General features: G+C 58.9%; 16 protein-coding genes. 10 read left to right on the forward strand and 6 right to left on the reverse strand.

The window, feature by feature from the left end:
• Positions 1–3: 3 nt before the first annotated feature.
• The gene (locus ISN74_RS08600; RefSeq protein ID WP_188798931.1) at positions 4–1203 is read right to left on the reverse strand and encodes an FUSC family protein; all 1200 of its coding nucleotides are present in this window, start codon (positions 1201–1203) and stop codon (positions 4–6) included.
• A gap of 191 nt (positions 1204–1394) precedes the next feature.
• On the opposite strand from ISN74_RS08600, the gene ISN74_RS08605 reads away from it, so the two are divergent.
• From ISN74_RS08605 to ISN74_RS08635, 7 genes are all read left to right on the forward strand, one after another.
• Entirely contained in the window at positions 1395–2504 is a 1110-nt protein-coding gene (locus tag ISN74_RS08605; protein WP_188798932.1) for a sensor histidine kinase, read from the forward strand.
• Positions 2501–3262, forward strand: coding sequence for a LytR/AlgR family response regulator transcription factor (locus tag ISN74_RS08610; RefSeq protein ID WP_188798933.1), 762 nt, complete (start codon positions 2501–2503; stop codon positions 3260–3262). Before ISN74_RS08605 ends, ISN74_RS08610 begins: the two co-directional genes overlap by 4 nt.
• Before the next feature lie 239 nt (positions 3263–3501).
• Positions 3502–4908: a serine hydrolase domain-containing protein gene (locus ISN74_RS08615; RefSeq protein WP_188798934.1), complete on the forward strand. Its 1407-nt coding sequence runs from the start codon at positions 3502–3504 to the stop codon at positions 4906–4908.
• A gap of 86 nt (positions 4909–4994) precedes the next feature.
• On the forward strand, positions 4995–5552 hold the full coding sequence (locus tag ISN74_RS08620) for a hypothetical protein (RefSeq protein ID WP_188798935.1): 558 nt from the start codon (positions 4995–4997) through the stop codon (positions 5550–5552).
• A 306-nt stretch (positions 5553–5858) separates the two neighbouring features.
• Positions 5859–6059 carry a DUF6229 family protein gene (locus tag ISN74_RS08625; RefSeq protein WP_188798936.1) on the forward strand — a complete coding sequence of 67 codons (201 nt, stop codon included), beginning with the start codon at positions 5859–5861 and terminating at the stop codon, positions 6057–6059.
• Positions 6060–6065: 6 nt separating this feature from the next.
• On the forward strand, positions 6066–8945 hold the full coding sequence (locus ISN74_RS08630; protein WP_188798937.1) for a type 2 lanthipeptide synthetase LanM family protein: 2880 nt from the start codon (positions 6066–6068) through the stop codon (positions 8943–8945).
• Positions 8946–9160: 215 nt separating this feature from the next.
• Positions 9161–9394, forward strand: coding sequence for a hypothetical protein (locus tag ISN74_RS08635; protein WP_188798938.1), 234 nt, complete (start codon positions 9161–9163; stop codon positions 9392–9394).
• Between the two features lie 17 nt (positions 9395–9411).
• Here ISN74_RS08635 and ISN74_RS08640 read toward each other — a convergent pair whose 3' ends face one another.
• Positions 9412–12339, reverse strand: coding sequence for a bifunctional diguanylate cyclase/phosphodiesterase (locus ISN74_RS08640; protein ID WP_188798939.1), 2928 nt, complete (start codon positions 12337–12339; stop codon positions 9412–9414).
• A gap of 416 nt (positions 12340–12755) precedes the next feature.
• Between ISN74_RS08640 and ISN74_RS08645 the strand changes: the two genes are divergently transcribed.
• Complete coding sequence (locus ISN74_RS08645) at positions 12756–13184, forward strand: hypothetical protein (protein ID WP_188798940.1); 429 nt, start codon at positions 12756–12758, stop codon at positions 13182–13184.
• 91 nt (positions 13185–13275) lie between these two features.
• On the opposite strand, the gene ISN74_RS08650 is transcribed toward ISN74_RS08645, so the two are convergent.
• The 3 genes from ISN74_RS08650 to ISN74_RS08660 all read right to left on the reverse strand — a co-directional run bounded on the left by ISN74_RS08650 (position 13276) and on the right by ISN74_RS08660 (position 15719).
• Positions 13276–13692 carry a nuclear transport factor 2 family protein gene (locus tag ISN74_RS08650; RefSeq protein WP_229679091.1) on the reverse strand — a complete coding sequence of 139 codons (417 nt, stop codon included), beginning with the start codon at positions 13690–13692 and terminating at the stop codon, positions 13276–13278.
• Between the two features lie 101 nt (positions 13693–13793).
• Positions 13794–14819 carry an aldo/keto reductase gene (locus ISN74_RS08655; protein WP_188798941.1) on the reverse strand — a complete coding sequence of 342 codons (1026 nt, stop codon included), beginning with the start codon at positions 14817–14819 and terminating at the stop codon, positions 13794–13796.
• A 447-nt stretch (positions 14820–15266) separates the two neighbouring features.
• On the reverse strand, positions 15267–15719 hold the full coding sequence (locus ISN74_RS08660; protein WP_188798942.1) for a hypothetical protein: 453 nt from the start codon (positions 15717–15719) through the stop codon (positions 15267–15269).
• 309 nt (positions 15720–16028) lie between these two features.
• Between ISN74_RS08660 and ISN74_RS08665 the strand changes: the two genes are divergently transcribed.
• Both ISN74_RS08665 and ISN74_RS08670 read left to right on the forward strand, forming a co-directional pair.
• Entirely contained in the window at positions 16029–16400 is a 372-nt protein-coding gene (locus ISN74_RS08665; RefSeq protein WP_188798943.1) for a hypothetical protein, read from the forward strand.
• 470 nt (positions 16401–16870) lie between these two features.
• Positions 16871–18460: an MASE1 domain-containing protein gene (locus tag ISN74_RS08670; RefSeq protein WP_188798944.1), complete on the forward strand. Its 1590-nt coding sequence runs from the start codon at positions 16871–16873 to the stop codon at positions 18458–18460.
• A gap of 50 nt (positions 18461–18510) precedes the next feature.
• Here the strand turns inward: ISN74_RS08670 and ISN74_RS08675 are convergent, their stop codons facing one another.
• Positions 18511–18972, reverse strand: a complete 462-nt coding sequence (locus tag ISN74_RS08675; protein ID WP_229679092.1) for a hypothetical protein — start codon at positions 18970–18972, stop codon at positions 18511–18513.
• Positions 18973–19207: the final 235 nt, after the last annotated feature.

Here is a 19207-nt window from a genome sequence, read left to right on the forward strand (position 1 = left end):
ACCCTAGTCTTTGGCATATCTCGACACGATCCAAAGCCTGATTCGTGTCGTTGCAAACATCACCAAGGTGAGCGCTGACAGACCGATCAGAATGCCGAGCAAGCGCAACGCTGGCGCCGTCGCATCGGTGGACCAGCGTTCGTCCTGCACAAAGGTCATGATGAAGCCGATACCGAACTGGGTGCCCAGGTAACTGGTATTTGTTGAGCCTGCCTGCACGTGCGCGGCAAGCCATACGCCCGCTGCGAGGGTCATCATGCAAAGCCAGGGCTTGTTGCCGATAAACGGCAGAAGCACGATCGCCAGTAGTGCTGCGGCAAGACAGCCAAGCGCGCGATTGGCCATGCGCAAACTCACCAGGTCATCTTCCCCCTGCTTGCGCAGCAGCGCAGGCAGCGGCACCAGCAATACCGCGGTGATGGAAATAAGGGTCTGCGGAAACGACGGCAAATCGTGGTGAAAGGCAAACAAGCCAAGTACGCCTATGGTGATGGCACCTTGCGAGGCCTGCAGGGCGCGGAGTCGGCGCATTTTCCAGCTGTGCCGATCGAGGCCCGTGGTTGTACCAACTTGCGTGGCGGCGGAGCTTTGCATACTTGCCGGCACTTCTTCTTCCTCGTGCGGCAGCAGACGACGCATGAGTTCACGTGCAAGATGCACGGCGACAACCACAGCCATCGATGCGCTGATGCCGACCGCAACGTCACAAACACGGCGCAAGGCAAGTTCGTAGACGCTAAGACCCTCTAGCTGGTGCGCCTCACTCATCACCAGCAGTGCGGTCACCGTGCCAAGAATCCAGGCGTAGCTGCGCGGCGAGCCGATAGCCCGATACAAGCCGAGCCCGGCGAACAGCGCCAACAGCAGCACAAACCATGCTTCGTCATGGGGCGTCAGGCTGATCGCCAAGGCACTCAGCGCGGCGCCGACGAGGGTTCCGGCGATGCGGTCGAGGCTACGCCACAGAGAAACTTTCAAGCTGCCGCGGACAACGACGTAAGCGCTGATCGCCACCCACCAGCGATCCTTCAAATTGAATGCATCGGCAAGCAGTAGCGATAGCACCACGGCGCCGACTGTTTCGGCACAGAGCAGGGCACGCGGGCCGCGGAGGCGCAATTGCTTCAGTTCGTCGCGCAGGCCGAGTGCGCTAAGGCGAAAGAAGCGAGCGATGCGAGTCTTTACGGTCGTGTCGAGCATCATGGCCGTGGTAAACCCCGGAGGTTGCCTATCATAGGCTGAGGCCAGCCATGGTTCGTACGGGTGTGGTCTCCATGGATAATGAGCAAGACGGTAGCCGGTTCATGGGTCGCTGGCAGTCTAAGGCGCTGCCAGGGTGCCGCCAACATTATTGAGGATAGACTTGTCACATCTTGCAGGGTGATGGGGGACGCGTGGAATCCTTGGACAATGTGTCGCTGAGTGATACCCGTTCCCTGCGCCGCACCGACGTGTGGGTGGGGCTTTGGTTTGGCGTGGTCACGCTGATCGGCTTGTTGAATGCACTGCACCGTTACCTCAACAACGTCGCAAACGGCATCCCCGCGTCGTTTACCTTTAACCTGATCGAGGAGCTAACCGGCAGCCTGAGTTTCGGGTTGATGCTGCCCGTGCTGTTCGCCGCGATCAGGCGCATCCGGCAGCTCACACATCGATGGATGCGTTATGCCTGCCATGTTCTGCTGGTACTGCTGCTATCGGTGCTGCATACCAGCCTGACCTGGGGCTCGCGTATATGGCTGTTCCAGCTGGCGGGCCTGGGCCACTACGACTATGGCGTCATGTTTTGGCGCTACGTGATGGAGTTTCCCAGCGATGTTTTCTACTACCTGCTGGTGGCCGTGGTGCTGTGGCTGATCGACCGCTACCGTACGGCGCAGCGGCGTGAGCTGCGCGCGGCACAACTGGAATCGGCCCTGTCGGAAGCACGCCTGGATGCGCTGCGCCTACAGCTCAATCCGCATTTTTTGTTCAATGCGCTCAACGCCATTTCTTCCATCATGTACGAACACCCGCGCGTCGCCGATGAAATGCTCGCGCGCATCGGTGAACTGCTGCGCGCGACACTTAGCGCCAAAGCGCAGGAGCACAGCTTGTCGGAGGAATGGCGGCTACTGGCGTTGTATCTGGATATCCAGCGTGCAAGGTTCGGCGAGCAACTGATGGCCCATATCGACACGGATCCCGCCCTCGGTAAAGCTCAGGTGCCTTTTCTGGTATTGCAACCGCTGGTGGAGAATGCGATCGAACACGGTGGCGGTGATATACGGAAGGTCGAGATAACAGTGCAACGGTGTGACGGAAACCTGGAGTTTCGCGTAAGCAATCCTGTTGCGCTCGGTGGCGGAAATACGCATAGCGGCCATGGCATTGGCCTGAGCAATATCGAAGCGCGGTTGAAACACCTGTACGGCAGCCATGCAGGCTTGCGCCTGGCGCGCGACGAAGGGCAGGAGGCCAGCGTGCGATTGTGGCTGCCTTATCGTGAAGGAGCGTCCGCGTGAGCCTGCGTCTGGTCATTATCGATGACGAAGCCCCCGCCCGAGACAAGCTTCGACGTTACCTGGCCCATTATGAAGATGTGCACATTGCAGGCGAAGCGTCGAATGGCCGTGATGCCTTGACGCTGATCTCCCGCGAGCAGCCGGATGTGGTGTTGTTGGATATCAACATGCCGGACATGGACGGCTTTGCCGTGTTGCAGGCACTAGGCGAGCCACTTCCCGCAGAAATCGTCTTTGTGACAGCTCACGATGATCGGGCGTTGCAAGCTTTTGACGTGCATGCCTTCGACTATTTGCTCAAGCCGGTAAGTCCGGACCGTTTCGACCGCCTGATACAGCGGCTGCGCGAACGGCTGATGCCACGGCAGGATATCGGTAAGCGCCTCGACGGATTGCTCGAAGCCTTGCCAGCGCCGATGCATTATCTGGAGCACCTGCTGGTGCAGGCTGACGATAGCGCTCAGCTTCTTCGCATCGATCGCATCAGCCGTATGGAGTCCAGTCGCAACTACCTGGATGTGTACGCAGAGGGGCATTGCTATCGCTTACGTGGCACCCTGGAAAACATGCTTTTGCGCCTGAATCCCGTACGCTTTGCCCGCATCAACCGCTCCACGCTGGTACGCCTGGATGCCATTCGGGAAGTACAGCCCTGGCCGGAGGGGGAGTACCGCTTGCTGCTCGACGATGATGCTCGTGTCACCTGGACGCGGCGCTACTTGGAAAACCTGCCGCCTGGTTTGTTGTTGCGGCTTTGATGCGCATTTGCCGGATAACTCCATCAAAATTAGAAAACCTTTCATGCTAGCTGTGATCTTTCTGGGCGCCTTATCGTCATCCCAGCGAAAGCTGGGATGACGAGCGAAAAACGAGCTAAGGCGTAAGCGGTTGATGCCTCTTCGTCCCAGGCCTGCCAGCTTTCGTCCCAACACCACGCCAATGCCTTGGTAGCCATGGCACGCTGCGATGCAGGTGCATTGACGGCGGGGATGACGACATGATGAAGCGCGTGATGGTAGTAACGGGTGTGGGGCTGCTGGTTGTCGTTGTCGCGTTTATCGCGATCCGCCGCCCAGGCCGGGCAGCATTGGTCGGGGCTGGCATGGCGGCGCATAACCTGTGCTCCGCGACTTTCGTGGCCGGCCTGGATCCCGACGCGACGCTGCAGGAATTGGTGCGTCCTGTGATCGGCGAACCCTTGGGACGTTTCGTGCATTACCGCATCGATCGCGCCGATCAAAGCGTGGAAACAACGTTCCTGGGCGTGTTTCATGCACACGCGCATTTCACGCCGGGTTATGGTTGCCGGATGGTGTTTGCCGACACGCCACCGGCACCGGCGCCGCGCGCGTTGTTGCCGGCTGAGGTATCCGATGGGTTTGCTCCTGCGGGCCCTGTTATGAGCACCGATCCGTCGCTCAACACCGCACTGGACCATGTGTTTGATGAACACCCCGGAGAACCGATCAAGGACGTCAAGGCGGTGGTGATCGTCAAGAATGGTCACGTCATTGCCGAACGCTATGCGCCGGGATTCGGCGTGAATACGCCCCTGCTGAGTTATTCGGTAGCCAAATCGTTCACCAACGCCTTGCTTGGCGTGCTGGTGCGGCAAGGGCGCTTGCGGGTGGATCAGCCGGTGGGCGCACCGGAATGGCAACGCACCGGCGATTCGCGCGCGCACATCACCATCGAAGATCTGTTGCGTATGCGCAGCGGTCTGGATATCGAGGAGAGCGATTCGGGTTTCGATCCGGTCGGACGGATGGAGTTTCTGCATGACGATATGGCTGGTTATGCCGCGCAGCAGCCCTTGCGCGTGCCGATCGGTAGCGAATGGGATTACACCTCAGGCAACACTCTGATAATCGATCGACTGATGGGACAGACCGTCGGTGGCGGTGCCAAGGGCATGCGCGATTTTGCCGAGGAGGAGTTGCTGGAGCCGGCTCACCTGAGCAACCTCACGATGGAGTTCGATGGCAGCGGTGTGTTTTTCGGATCGTCGTATGTCTATGCACCGGCGCGTACCTATGCGCGCTTTGGCGAGCTTTATCTCCATGACGGTGTCGCGCCGAATGGACAGCGCATTCTTCCGGAAGGATGGGTTGCCTGGTCCCGGCGCTCGACCTTGGGAACGCCTTATGGCGCGGGTTTCTGGACCAACGACGGGCCCAGCCGGGTCGCGGCGTGGCGCGTTGCACATGGATTTCCCAAGGACGGCTTCTTTGCCAGTGGTTTTCTGGGACAACGCATTTACATCGTGCCGTCCGAACAACTGGTGGTGGTGCGATTCGGCTATTCGCGCCCGCCGGATTTCGGTATTGAGGACGACGTGGCTTTGATTGCCGCGGCGATTCACGCGACGCATGGGCAGGTGAAGGATGTGGCAACGCAGCGCTAAAAGCCTGTCGAACAGTACTTTCGACCCTGCCACTGCATCGGTCAACTTGTTAAGGTCATTCTGCCAAGGTGCCAGGGAGTCCGGTTATGCGTCGCTATTGTCTTTGCATCGCCATTGCCATGCTCGGTTGGAGTTCGACAGGCATGGCGACGGAAGCGTTCGGTATTGTGCTTCATCGACCGTTGGTCACGCAGGAGTGCCTCAAGCGGCAGGATGCTTATCTCTCCGATGATCATGAGCAATGCTACAAGTGGCCGGATGGTGCGGCGGTTTCGAACACGCTTCCTAGAGACGGACAGATCATCGTCAATATTCCCTTGCAGGATCGGCCGGGTTACATGAGCGGCAGCGATGTGATGGTGGGCTTGAAGGATGGTCTGGTGGTGAGCTTGTCGGTAAGAACGCACAGAGGCGAAGAAAATCTGCACGATTACCGCGCGCTGGTGGATGAGTTCGGCGAGCCGCCGGGTGCGGCCTCGCAGCAAGCCGCCCTTCCCAACGAGTTCCATTCCCTGTTGGCAAACTGGACGCTGCCAGACGGCGCGACCGTCTATTACAACAGCACCGAGTGGAACGCGGTTGCCGGATTGGTACGCGTGCAATGGCCGACGGCCAACGCGCATCAGTCAGGCGCATGGGATTGAAGGTCATCGTGTAACGCGGTGATAGACGCATCGATATCTGCACTTTCCGGTTTTGCCATGAACCTTTCCGGCGTTGCGATATCGATAACATTGCGTACGTGTTGCTGAAGATTTGTCATCAAGCCGGCAACAAAGAAATTCAAGCCGCACTGCACCATGTGTAGAGCGTGTGAATGCGCAAGAAATCAGTTGACCTGCAGCATTTTCTTGCACTATACGGTTGCGGCGGTGTCGCAATGACACTGCGTTGTGTGGGGCAATCGTAGCAACGTTTCTATTCCTTCTAACTAGAGCAAGGAGAGAGTCATGCTTAATGCTTCGCAAGAGCAGATCAACCAATGGCGCCATCACGCGGGCGAAGATAGCCCGGCCGGTCCGCTTTTCGTGAGCGGCCAATTTGCCGAATCCGACATCGTTTCCAGCACGAATGTGCTTACGTTGGGCGCGGTTTGTTCGGGCCGTTGCGGTTCGGCCTGTAGTGGCTCGGCTCACGCTGAATGCTGCTGAGCGAAAGTGGCTTCGGTCGCTTTCACTGATAATTTCATCGAGTCGCTGGGTTGTCTGCTGGCCCCGTCGTTGGGAAAGCTGGCAACCCAGCTCATTCTTATTCCGGAACTCTCTTCGCGCGAGCGCGAGGTAATTCTCGAAGAAACCCGGGAATCGCTCTCAGGCGTGCTGCACGCGAAGCTGACGCGGTTGCTGCTGGTTGAATTGAATGCAGCCCGTGTCGGCGAACGCTTGAGCGGCGAGGATAGTGCGGAGCGATGGAACGAGTTTATTGCCCTGGCGTCGCAACGTTCGTTCTGGGAGGAGCTCTCTGAGCACTATCCCACGTTGCTGCATCGCGTGGAGCGCCTGATTCATCATCGCTGCGAGGCCTCCTATCTTTTTGCGCAGCGGTGGGTGGCTGATCGTACAAAGCTTGCGACGCTGTGCGACGGCCCTGTGGGCGAGTTGCAGGCATTGAGCTTTGGTGCCGGAGACAGCCATCGTGGCGGTTTGACCGTCGCGCTGCTTCGGTGCGAGGGCGGCCGGGTGGTGTACAAGCCTCGCTCGGTGGCTGTGGACGCCGTGTTGCGGGATTTCATCGCGGTGCTTGCAGATGAGCATGGCGCTGACCTCAGCATCCAGGTGCCGCGCGTCATCAATGGCATCGATTACGGCTGGGCCGAGTTTGTCGAGCATTGCTATGCAGCCGGCGAACATGAGCTGAGCTGTTTTTACACGGGGATCGGGCATCTGTTGGCGATCATGCACGTGCTTGGCGCCAGCGATCTGCATGCCGAAAACCTTATCGCACATCGCAACACGCCCGTCGTGGTGGACTGCGAAACCCTCTTTACGCCCAAGCTCGCCATGCCGCCTTCGGGTTTCGGCAATGCGCTGGATCGTGCGGCGGAGCTTGTTTCCGGCACCGTGTTGCACATTGGTTTGCTGCCGGGGCGTGCACAAGCATTGGGCTGGCGCGGTATCGATTATTCCGGTGTTGGTTCGCTGCCCGGTCAGCAGCCGATGATGTCCCGGCCGGCGATTCTCAAGGCGGGCACCGATGAGGCGTACCTTGGTACAACGATGATGCCGGTGCCGGTTGCAAAGAATCATCCCAGTCCCGAACCCGCGCTGGCGACGTATTGGCCCAATGCGCTGGAAGGGTTCGACAGCCTGACTGCTACCTTGCGTCGGCTCGACGCCGCCGGCTTGCTGTCGCCGCGACTGCAGGCCTTTGCCGATTGCCGCGTTCGTGTAGTGGTGAGAGCGACCGAAGTCTACGCGGAGATCGGCCGCATGCTCTGGCATCCAGTGTCGTTGCACAATGAGGCACAGGCGAGGCAGCGTGCGCATGAACTGTTCGCCAAAATGGCTGCGAATGTCGTGCTCGCACCCAGCGATCCGTTAGTGATCGAGAGCGAGATCGAGGACTTGCTTGTTGGTGACATTCCGTTCTTCAGTACCCTGGTGCGCGACGGACAGCTGCATGGCTCTCGCGGCGTAAACTGGCTACCACCGGGCAATCTGGCCGACGCGGCGTTACAGCATTGGCGCGCGTCAGACTTTGCATTCGAGCGCAATGTGATTCGCGCCACGATGGTCAGCGCCTATCTCAACGATGGCTGGACATCGATGGGCACGACGCTTGTACCGCAAGTGATCCGTGATGGCGATCTGGATCAGCGCCGGCGCAAGCAAGCAGCACAAATCGTGCAAGGTTTGGTCAGCAACGCCATCCGTGGCAATGATGGAAGCGTGGCCTGGATTGCGCCGGTGCTCAATGTGACCGGTTGGTCAGTACAGCCGCTGGCGGTGGATTTATATGGCGGCCTGTCGGGTGTTGCTTTGCTGGCGGCTGCCTATGTGCGCGAAATGCATGCGGGCCGGGCCGATCCTGTGGCAGGTATCGAAGCGTTGTCGCAGGCCATCCAATACACCTTGCGGTTGGCTGAAGTGAAACTCGCGGCGACCTTGCACGGCAATATCAAGACGCGCCCGCCTACGATCGGCGCGTACATCGGGTTGAGTGCGCAGATCTGGACCTTGCTGATGCTGGCGCAATGGAATCGGCAACGTGGCGACGAACTCGATCGTGCCATGGCACTGGCGGACGGCGTGCTGGACGCAGCCGCCGAGGATGAGACGAATGACATCCTTACTGGCAGGGCTGGCGCGATTCCCGTTGTGCTGGCGCTTGCGAAACAGACGGGTGAACAGCGTTATCTCGACATCGCGGTTCAGCTGGGTCAGCAGCTGTGCGATCTGGCACGGCACGATGGTGACAGGGCGTATTGGGTGCACCCGCAGATGTGGCCGACCGGACTCGGCGGCTTTTCGCATGGTGTCACCGGCGTCGGCTGGGCGCTGACCCACTTGGCGCGCGCAACGGGTGAGACTCGCTTCGAGGAAGTGGCGCAAGCGGCGTTCCGCTTCGAAGATGCCGCATTCGACGAAGGTGAACAGGGCTGGACGGATCTGCGCAACCTTGGCGGTCCCAAGACAGCATCGGTGTGGTGTCATGGAGCGGTCGGTATCGGCCTGGCGCATCTGGATCTTGACCCGCGCATGGAACAGGCACGGACGCGAGCGCTGTTGCAGCATGCCGTGCGCGCGACAGCCAGCAAAGGATTGGGATGGAACCATTGCTTGTGTCATGGCGATCTTGGCGCGTGGGAACTGCTGCACCAAGCCGTCCCGCTGGGCGTTGCGCCGGATGGGATGACGCGTGAGAGCTTGCTGGCGCATATCCTGAGCAGCCTGGAGGAGTATGGGCCGTCCTGCGGTTTGACCAAGGGCGTATTTGTGCCGGGGTTGATGCCGGGTCTGGGCGGCGTGGCGTATCAGCTGCTGCGGATACATCCGGAAAGCCGCTTGCCTTCGGTGTTGCTACTTGGGAACAGTTAATACCGTTCGAACACCGTTACGCAGTCTCTTTGGGAAAACTCAGACGCGCCGTCAAAGCGAGCGTGTCCGTATGCTTGCCCAGCTTGGATAGTCGGTTTTTAACCACTTCTCAGTCGCTTCGTTACGCATGCCTAACAAGCGCAAGCGCACATTGATGATCCGGGCAGCGCAAACTGCCCCCCGCCCACTATCCTGCAATGCGGTCGAGGCCATTCATGAACACTCAAGGCACACCACATGCTCGTTCGCCATGGCAACTCAGCACATGGTCTGATTATTTCGCCCGTTTCGTTCACCTTACGGGGAAAGACTCCCGCCAACAGGCGCCCGTGCGTATAACGCGCCGGCAGGAGTTGCTTGCTGCGCAGGACAAGAAACGGCAGGAACATCGCGCCCACGTGCTGGAGTTGTTGCGTGAAGTGCGAGAGAAGCACCAGCACGCGCCGTAACCGTCTTTAGACCACCGCTACAGCCAGTGATCGATCGGCCCAGGGTGGCCGAGCAGATAGCCTTGTCCCATTTCGCACCCCATGCTGAGCAGGGTGTCGAATTGCGCCTGGGTTTCGATGCCTTCGGCGATCACCTGGATATTCAACGCATGCGCCAACGCCAGGATGGCGGCGACCACCGTGGTGCTGTTCTTGCTGCCGACCTTGTCGAGTTCGTGCACAAAGGCGCGATCGATTTTCAGCATGCGCATGGGCAGCGAATGCAGGTAGCTGAGCGATGAATAGCCGGTGCCGAAGTCGTCGAGCGCCGCGCCGACGCCGACGCTGCGCAGGCGATCGAGCATGACGCGCACGCTTTCCGGATTATCGAGCAGGGCGCCTTCAGTTACTTCGGTCACGAGCCGGGAGGGTGAAAGTCCCGTGCGCTCGAGCATCTTCAGGATGCGCGTGTCAAAATCGGAATGACGCAGGTGCAGCGCCGAGACATTGAAAGTGACGAACGTTTCGGACGAACCTCTTTGCGCCAGCATGCGGCAGCTGATTTCAAACAAGCGCCAGTCGATGGCTTCGATCAGGCCGCTATCTTCAGCAATGCGTACGAAATCCATCGGCCTCAGCAATCCGCGTTGCGGATGGTTCCAGCGGATCAGGGCTTCGTAACCCATGATCTTGCCGTCGTCGAGCCGGAAGATCGGTTGGAAGAAAGGCTCGAATTCGTTCTGGCGCAGCGCTTTGCGCAACTCGCTTTCCATGGTCAGCACGTCGACCATGTCCTTGGCCAACGCTTCATCGAATATGGCAAAGCGTTTGCGACCTAACTGTTTGGCCTGATAAAGCGCCATGTCTGCATCGCGGATCAATTCATCGGCGTCCAGGTAGCTGGAGTCGCCGCAAGCGATGCCCACGCTGACTGAGGGTTCAAGTTCTTTGCCGGAAATGCGCAGTGGTGTCGCCACCGCTTGCAGTACACGGTCGGCGATCGCTGTGGCATTGGCGGTCACTTCGATGTCTTCAAGCAAAATCGCGAATTCGTCGCCGGAGAGCCGCGCCACCATATCCGGCTCGCGGACATGGGTAAGCAGCCGCATGGCGATCGCTTTCAGGAATTCGTCGCCGGCCAGATGGCCCAGGCTGTCGTTGATCACCTTGAAGCGGTCGACGTCCAGGTAGAGCAAGGCGCAACGGCGGTGTGGTTCGTGCTGAATGGCGGTGAGGATGGTGTCGAGTCGTTCGCGCAGGTAGCCGCGGTTGGGCAGGCCGGTTAACGGGTCGTGCATGACCTGATGATGCAGCTGTTGTTGCATTTGCTCGCGGCGGGCGATTTCCGCGCGCAATTCGCGTGTGCGTTCCTCGACGCGATGTTCCAAACGCAAGTTGGCCATATGCAGGGCGGCAGCGGAGCGGCGCCGGTAAATACTGTTGGCGATCTGCAGCGCGACGAAGCTCAGGAGTTCCTTTTCCGCAGGCCCATAACTGGCATTCTGGTCATAGCTCTGGACCACTACCACGCCGATGGTGGATTCGTCCACTTTCAGTGGCACACCCAGCCAGCAGGCACACGGTTCGCCGATGCCGTGCCGTACTACTTCACCGTCGCGCATCAAGGCGATGATGTCGGCCTGTTTGCCCGACCACGGTTCACCCAGCCTGATCACGTATTCGCTCAAGCCGCGCCCCACCGGCCGGCTTATCGTGTGATGGACGCCAGTATCGATGTAATAGGGAAAATCCAGCTTGCTGCGATCGTCGCTGAGCAAGGCAATGAAGAAATTCCTTGCATCCAGCAGGCCCCCGACAACGGTATGGACGCGTTCGTAAAAGGCGCTTTCATCGATATCGGCAGTGGCCAGCTGCGCCAGCTGGAACAGCGCCTCCTGCAAATGTTCCGCACGCTGACGTTCGCGCACTTCCTGCCGCAATCCGCGGTTGACCTCGGCAAGCTCTTCGGTGCGTTGGCGAACGCGGCGCTCCAGTTCGTTCTTGCTTTCCTTGCGTTCCAGCGCGGTGAGGATGTGACTGCCGACAAATTCGAGCAGGGTCAGATCGTCGCGCGAATACACCAGTCCGGTACTGTAGTTTTGCACGACCAATGCGCCGTGCACGCTGCCGTTGTGCAGCATGGGGACGCCAAGCCAGTCATCGCTGTCTGGTCCGGAAAGGATCAATGGCCCATTGACCTGTGCGATCAGTTGTTCGTCACTGCCCATCAGCGGCTTGCCTTGGGTCAGCAGGTACCAGGTCAGCGTATGGCGACGGTCTTCGAGCTGGATTTCGCGTGTTGTGTCGGGCTGGTCCTGGTCCTGGATGTCCGCGTAGTACAGAAAGCGCATGGTGTCGCGCTCGGGGTGATAGCGCACGATGAAGAAGTTCTCGGCGTACATCAGCCCGCTGACGATGCGATGGATCTCGTGAAGCATGTCCGGCATGTCGAGATTGGAGCCGGAAAGGTCGGAGATCGCGAATAGCGCGCGCTGCAGGTTTTCCGAATGTTCGAGCTGGGCGTGGGAGTCGTACAGGTCGGCCAGCTTCATTGCGTGATAAAGCTGCCGTACGCCAAGCTGAAGATAAGGGCTCATGCCACCCAGCAGGGTCTTGGCGGCGACATCGCCAGTCAGGCCAAGCAGCACAACCACCTGTTCCTGGCTGAGCAAGGTCAGTGCGTAATGCTTGCCATCCGGAGAGAGCAGACCTTCGCCTGCCTTCAGGGTGTTTCGCGCAAGCTCCACGACGCCGCCGTCGGGCAGGGGCGTATCCGTGGCGTGGTGGTGACCATACGGGTTCAGCCACAGCACCTGCGCACGAGCACAGCCGGGCTGCTTCATGGCCAGCGCCTCGATCAGTGCCCCCACTTCCTCAGGCGTGGTGGCCTCGATAAGACGGCTTAGCCAGGCCGCATGGTCCGGCTCCTCGACGGGTCGTGCTTGGATAGGGAGAGTTCGGCTCATGGCCACCCAGCTATCGATGAGACACCTATCAACGAGTACCTGTTGTGTAGAAAACGTGAAATAGCACGGATAAGGCTAAATCCATCGATACATTGCGATATGTATCGGTCAAGTCGGTCTCTCGCTTGAGCCTGTTCAGGTGTCACATCCCCTGTATGCGGGGCCAGCATAGCGTGAATTCAGCGCGTTATTACACTGGCTGCGGTGGTGACGCCGATACTGCACTGCAAAAGAGACCAATGGCCATTTTTGGCGGGTCAAATGGCTCTTGGCGATGATCTCAATTTCAGCAACATGGGGACGCTTGATGGAGTGACTTCAGGCAGGGGCCGGTGCGCCCGTTGCAGGGGGATGATGCTTGCAGGGAGCGGGCCTTTAAAGAGCAGGGCCTACAGGGACTACACAGGAGGGTAGTGATGAAAAAGGGTATAGCAGCGGCGATGGCCGCGTTGGTTTTTGCAGGTTGCGCCACGACTGGCGTGAAGGTCGTCGACAAGCAAGCCCTGGATACGCTCAAGCCGGGCGTCACCACGATTGCCGATGTAAAAGCAACTTTTGGACCGCCGTTTCAGGAAACCAAAGAACCTGATGGCACTGACCAGATGCAATACATAAGCAAGATCCGGGTGCGGGACGATAGCGGCAATACGGGTCCGGTGGTCGGCTCGAATATTCCCAGGCAGATCGAAAAAAACGTTTCGGCCATGCTGGTGTTCGACCAGGCAGGCCACTTTTTGCATGCCTGGACCGCCGATAAAACCGTGGATGAAAACGTGCCGGGCAATCTCGGCAAAACGCAGGCGGGTGATGTCACCCGCGGTTCCCTTGCCGGGCATGGCATATAGCCTGATGCACTGGAATCCAGCGCGAAAGCCCGCGATAACGCGGGCTTTTGCTTGATCGGCGTTGCGGCAACGCCCAAGTGCTTCGTGGTCTTCAGTCAGCCACCACGGTGCCTTGATGGTAAACGATCTTCCAGCCTTCCACCGTGCGCCGCCACAGCGTGGCCCGGCGTGTCAGGCGTTCGCCTTGCTTGAGGGTATAAGTCAGCAGATAGTTGTCGGCGGCGATTTCGCGGCAATGAAAATTGCTGGCTTCCCATGCGTCTTCATCCGGATGTTTGAAGCGTTCCTCAAGTACATCGAGCACATAGGCGCGGCTGTAACGCTTGCCGGAGGCGCCGACTTCCCAGAAGTCAGGTTCGGTCATCGCTTCGAAATCCTGACGAGTGGTGCCGAATTCAGGACGATGAAAAATCGGTTCGCGTTGCTTCAGTTCATGGAGAACCGGGAGCAGGGCGGGATTGGTGACTAGGCTGGGTTCCATGTGGCTGGGCGTGAGTGGGCCTGTCATGGAGCATATCGAATGCGGCCTGTCAGGACAGGCTTGCCGGAAACTGTTTGTCATCCCAGCTTTCGCCGGGATGACGAATGGGAGAAGTCACGTGATGAACTTCAAACCGGCGGCGGATTGCGCTCGTCAAAACCACGCTGATGCCAATACGGATAAGCCGGTGTCACAACGCTGGCAACATCGAGCTTGGCGACTTGTTCGGCGGTAAGGTTCCAGCCCACGGCGCCAAGGTTCTGCCGCAGTTGTTCCTCATTGCGCGCGCCGATCACCACGGTGGAAACGGTAGGACGTTGCAGTAGCCAGTTCAGCGCGATCTGCGGTACCGATTTGCCGGTTTCCTGGGCGACTTCATCCAGTGCATCAATGACGCGGTAAAGGTACTCATCGTCTACCTGCGGTCCCATATCGGCCGTCTTGTGCAGGCGGCTGACCGACGGCAGCGCCTGACCGCGACGAAGCTTGCCGGTAAGGCGTCCCCAGCCCAGCGGACTCCAAACGACCGCACCGACGCCCTGGTCCAGACCCAATGGCATCTGTTCCCATTCGTAGTCGCGGCCGATCAGTGAGTAATACGCCTGGTTCGCGACATAGCGCGAATAGCCGTAACGATCCGCGACAGCCAGCGACTTCATCAGATGCCAACCGGAAAAGTTGGACACACCCAGGTAGCGGATCTTGCCCGCGCGCACCAGGTCATCCAGGGTGGAAACCGTTTCTTCCACCGGCGTCATGGCATCGAAACCGTGCAACTGAAACAGGTCGATGTAATCCGTGCCCAGGCGTTTGAGCGCAGCATCGCAAGATTGAATCAGGTGGTAGCGCGAGGAACCGACGCTGTTGGGTCTGTCATCGAAGCGGAAGGTAGCCTTGGTGGAAATCAGTACCTGATCGCGACGCCCTTTGATGGCTTCGCCGAGCACTGATTCGGCGGCACCGGACGAGTAGATATCCGCGCTGTCGAACATGGTGACGCCCGCTTCCAGGCAGATATCCACCAGACGCCGTGCTTCCGCCACATCGGTGCTGCCCCATTCTTTGAAAAAATCGCCTTTGCCACCAAAGGTGCCGGTACCAAAACTCAGCACGGGCACTTTGAAGCCCGATGCGCCCAAACGACGGTATTCCATTGCAACATCCTCTCGATGATGGGGAAGGTCGATAACGATCAACCTCAAGTCATAGCAGCACCCAAGTCAATTGCAAGCGCGACAGGATTGTTCTGGAGCATCGTGCAAAAAAACAGGTCATCCGGGCAGCGTCGGCAAAAAGAAAGCCGCCATTGCGGCGGCTTGGTCGGAAGACTCTCGGAGCAGGGGAACCCCGGGAGGCATTGTCGCCCGACGGTGTTTTTGTCGCATATCAAATGTGATGATGGCGCAAAGAAATGCGACAGCGTTTATGTCAGTGGGTAATGACAGTCCAGGTCATTCCTACGTTGTGATGGATGCGTGAAAACAAAGTAGCGCCGTCACGCACATTAGATTTTTTATCGAACTTGTGTGGTGCGTGAAGGTGAAAAGAATACGAGACAATCTCTCCTTCACATGTAAGCCCGACATCCAGGCTGCGGCGTATCAGGTGTAGGGGATGCTGACCCAGCCACCACCTTGTGTGTATTGGATGGTGTCTTGGTTCCATCGCACGCGCAGCGGGACATTCGGCGTTTGCACCCAGGTCTCAATCCCCAGGCGTTGCATCAGCGAAGTGAAAAAGTTGCGCACTTCGGCCGACTGGTTGGCTTGCCAGAAATCGATGCGCCCGAGGCAGGCCCGGAAATTACCTGTGCCTTGCATGATGCCGTCGATCTGAGTGACGACGTTCGAATCGGGATCGTAAATAGGCGTGCCATCGCCGCTGAATATGGACAGGTGAATGGCGCGGATAGAGTTTGCCGTGTCGGGAGCCTGCTCGACCAGCGTGATGCAACTGGTGATGGCTCCGAAATCGATCTCCGGCGCGTCACCCCAAAAACGCTCGCCAACCAGCAACGGGACGGGGCCGTGCGCGTGTTGAATGATGTAGGGCATAGCTTCCTCGTTCAGATCAGGTGATTGATCCAGACACGCAGGTGTCAGGGAATAAGCGGCCAACGCTGCATTTGGGCGGTACTTGGCACGACGGGAGAATCGGGAGCCAAGCCGGGGTAGGCGGGGCAGCGCTGGCCGCCTCCTGTTGAACGTTGGAGCTGCGGCGTTGTGAATCTGCAGCCGCTGCTGGACAGGGGCGGCGACGTATGGGGAGGTTGATGGGTTTATCAGTGGTGCGGGCTAGAATAAAGGCATGGCCTTCAGGTTCATGATTCAGCGACCACCGTGGTACGCAACGCGTAAAACGATATGACGAAGCCAGAACAACGCTGGCGTCCCATTACCTATATGCCAGCGTTCAAATTTGCCGTCAGCAGCGCCGCCGAGACCGCGCACGAGCAAGCGGAGCATATGCGCCTGGCTATTCACCAGCCGGGGCTGATCAACCGAGTTGAACTCGCACGCATGCGGCTTGTTTATCAAGATACGGCGCTCTATGCGGACATGTGCTGCGAGCAATTGAGGCGCTGGCGCGTAGAGTGCACGACATCGGAAGAAGCAAAGCTTCTGGATCAGCTGGATGTTCTTACCCAGCAATGGGTTGAAGATACGAACGCCGTTATTGATGCGGTGAAGACGTTGCTGGATGAAGGGAAGGGTAAGGCGTTCAAGCCTTCTTGAGAAAGCGAGTCTTGAGTACAAGCCCCCGAAAAGAAACATGCCGCCCGAAGGCGGCATGGTCGGGGCGTCGGCTTCCTTGATGCGGCGGGCCCACCGCGGACGCCAAAGGACTTCCCAACGACACATAGTGTGGCGGTAGCTCACGAGCATACCAAGTGGCGATCATTCAGCCGTTTGGATGTCTGTCAGGAAAAAGCTGCTGCGGTGGCTTGTTGGACCCAGTTCTCATGAAAGATGGCTTTGAAGGCCATGGAGTGGCCCAACGGGACTGGTTATTACAGAGTGCTCGTGATGGCTGCTTTCACAATCGATATCTCAGTTTGCAATGTGCGCCGCTTCACCCTCGCACGAGGAGGTAAGATGTTCGCAGGGGAGTAGGGGGGCAGACTTCACTTGCGTTTCACGGCCGACCCCGGATCTTCACATCCTTTATTCCAAGCGTCATGGATCCACCTGGGGAGTTGGAGACGATGCAGGAACTTATGAGGTCGTGGGCAATGCGTGGATGGCGACATGTCGCCGTTGCTTTAGCTTATGCGGCAGCACTTTGGTTGTTTCGACAATTCATCATTCCCCACTATGTGCTTCTGACTGGGCTGCGCATGGTGGTGTTGATTCTGGTGCCGTATCGCTATTGGCCAGCGCTCTTCGTGGGCGAAGAGTTCGCGCTGGTTCCTATGACCATCGCGTGCTGGACGGAACTGGGTCCTGTATGGAGTGTGTTGAATCTTCTGCCGGCCACAGCGTTCAGCGCACCAGTGATTTATGTCGCGCGCCAACGCGGTCCTTTAGTTGGACGGACGGGCTATGTCCATGTCGGTGTGCTGCTGGCGGCCGCGCTGGCGGTGTCTATCGTTTGCACCGCTTACAACTTGCTGATGGCGTTCACCGCCAAACTCCCTCAGAACTACCCCTCGATCCATTACGACCAATTGGCGGCCGAGTGGCTGCTGGGCAACTTCTTGGGGATCTTGACGCTGGCGCCTGCTGTCTTGGCCATCCATCGGGCCGTAAAACAGCACGGATGGAAAGGGCTGCTGCATCATGCGGGCGAAAGCCGCATCTTTTTTGAGAGTGCCTGTTTGACCGTGCCGATGCTGGCGGTCTTGTTGTGGATCGGCTTCACCTTGCCGCATGTGAGGGAAGTCGCCCAGGTCTGCATGTTCCTTCCGGTCGTGTGGCTTGCGTTGCGACATGGCTGGCAAGGAGCTGCCATCGGCGGCACATTGGGCAGCCTAGCCGTTGTGGTGTTGATGCCGGAAAAGTTCGACCACGGCACGATGCAGGCTGAAGTCATCGTTGCATTTGCTATCAGCACCATGCTTCTGGTCGGCGCACGCATCGGTGCACTCAACCAGCAGGCCGAGAAGGAACGGGCCGATGTCCGACTGGCGCTTGAACTGGCCCGCAGCAACTTCCAGATGGGAGAGCTCCAGATGCGGGCCACCTCCCATGCCTTGGACCAAATCCGGGAAACGGTGCGGGGCGGCTACGCGATGATGCTGGGGCGCCTTCGACACCTGCAGCCGGCTGTGGATGACGTGGGCTACCAGCGGATGGCTCTGTCGGCCCAGGATCAAATCCTTCGCTTGGCGGACAGTCTGCACCCGATCTCGTGGCGGGAACGCGGATTGCCCGCTGTGCTCCGTGAAGGACCCATCGCACGGATGCTGACGGAGGCCGGGGTGCGCTACTTCTGCGATCTGCATGGCCCGATCAGCCAGTTGTCCATGGTGCTGCACCTGGTCATCTACCGGACGGTCTGCGAATCCATTGCCGAGGGATGCGGTCGCCAGGACATCAGCGACGTACATGTGCGCGTGCGCAGCGGGCGCATCGCCGGGCGACGGGTGGTGGCTATCCGGGTTGGGGTTTATCGCCGACATGCGATGGATCTGGCCCACGTGCGTTGGAACGAATTGATGCCTCGCTTGAAGCGATCGAGCACGGGTTTGGGGATGAAGGCCTTGAAGGATCGCGTCGCGAGTTTTGAAGGCGTAGTCCGAGATCGGGATCGACCCGACGGGCGCACCATCAGTTGCCTGATGTTGGACCCCTGAAAAAGAAAGCCCGGCAGATGCCGGGCTTTCTCGTCATAGAGTATTTGTCTTCAGGAACCGTGCGTGCTGCATGTCACGACATCACAATCGTCTGCGCTAAGCGCAGGCGTGGCTTGAAGTTGAGTGGTGCCATCAGACATCGGGGTGGCGCTGATGGTGGTGGTGCCGTCGTTGTAGACCTGTGTGGGCGCAGCCGCCGGCTTGGCGCTGGTGGTAGCCGCTTGCTGCGGAGTGGTCACCAGCTGCGAGTGGCCGATGGGTAAGACGATGAACTGTCCCCCCGCAGCGCCGACACTTCCCAACACGTTCCCATTCGCGTCGTTGATCTGGATGTATTGAACCCCCGCCAGAACAAACACATAGGCGTGATAGTTCGGATTTACGGAAACGTCCGGAGCATTGGGCCATGCCTGACCCAACCCGGTGGATGGAGGCTGGGCAAACGCAGTTGCTGAAAGCAGGCCAGTGGCCAACATTGCTGCTAAAACGGCACGACGAGACATCCTCTGCATGGTTTTCCCCTCAATGGTGTGTTGGAAGTGGGCACTCCTTTGCATCGCCGAATCTAACATCAGACAAGCCAACAAAACGTCAGCTCGTCCGGCGGCGGTACGAAGGTGGTTAAGCCCAACGCTGGCACTGTGAGGGTGGCGTGAAGGCTTGCACAGGGGGATTTGGACTCGTGTGCGTCTTCAGGCGCAGGCTCGACTGCCACCACCTCCACCAATGAAGCAAAAACGCCCGGCG

This window comes from Dyella caseinilytica (assembly GCF_016865235.1).
Lineage (GTDB): Bacteria > Pseudomonadota > Gammaproteobacteria > Xanthomonadales > Rhodanobacteraceae > Dyella_B > Dyella_B caseinilytica.

Coding starts and splice junctions, on each gene's coding strand:
- ISN74_RS08600 (WP_188798931.1), bottom strand. CDS start 1,203: ATGATGCTCGACACGACCGTAAAGACTCGCATCGCTCGCTTCTTTCGC.
- ISN74_RS08615 (WP_188798934.1), top strand. CDS start 3,502: ATGATGAAGCGCGTGATGGTAGTAACGGGTGTGGGGCTGCTGGTTGTC.
- ISN74_RS08620 (WP_188798935.1), top strand. CDS start 4,995: ATGCGTCGCTATTGTCTTTGCATCGCCATTGCCATGCTCGGTTGGAGT.
- ISN74_RS08625 (WP_188798936.1), top strand. CDS start 5,859: ATGCTTAATGCTTCGCAAGAGCAGATCAACCAATGGCGCCATCACGCG.
- ISN74_RS08635 (WP_188798938.1), top strand. CDS start 9,161: ATGAACACTCAAGGCACACCACATGCTCGTTCGCCATGGCAACTCAGC.
- ISN74_RS08640 (WP_188798939.1), bottom strand. CDS start 12,339: ATGAGCCGAACTCTCCCTATCCAAGCACGACCCGTCGAGGAGCCGGAC.
- ISN74_RS08645 (WP_188798940.1), top strand. CDS start 12,756: ATGAAAAAGGGTATAGCAGCGGCGATGGCCGCGTTGGTTTTTGCAGGT.
- ISN74_RS08650 (WP_229679091.1), bottom strand. CDS start 13,692: ATGACAGGCCCACTCACGCCCAGCCACATGGAACCCAGCCTAGTCACC.
- ISN74_RS08655 (WP_188798941.1), bottom strand. CDS start 14,819: ATGGAATACCGTCGTTTGGGCGCATCGGGCTTCAAAGTGCCCGTGCTG.
- ISN74_RS08660 (WP_188798942.1), bottom strand. CDS start 15,719: ATGCCCTACATCATTCAACACGCGCACGGCCCCGTCCCGTTGCTGGTT.
- ISN74_RS08665 (WP_188798943.1), top strand. CDS start 16,029: ATGACGAAGCCAGAACAACGCTGGCGTCCCATTACCTATATGCCAGCG.
- ISN74_RS08670 (WP_188798944.1), top strand. CDS start 16,871: ATGCAGGAACTTATGAGGTCGTGGGCAATGCGTGGATGGCGACATGTC.
- ISN74_RS08675 (WP_229679092.1), bottom strand. CDS start 18,972: ATGCAGAGGATGTCTCGTCGTGCCGTTTTAGCAGCAATGTTGGCCACT.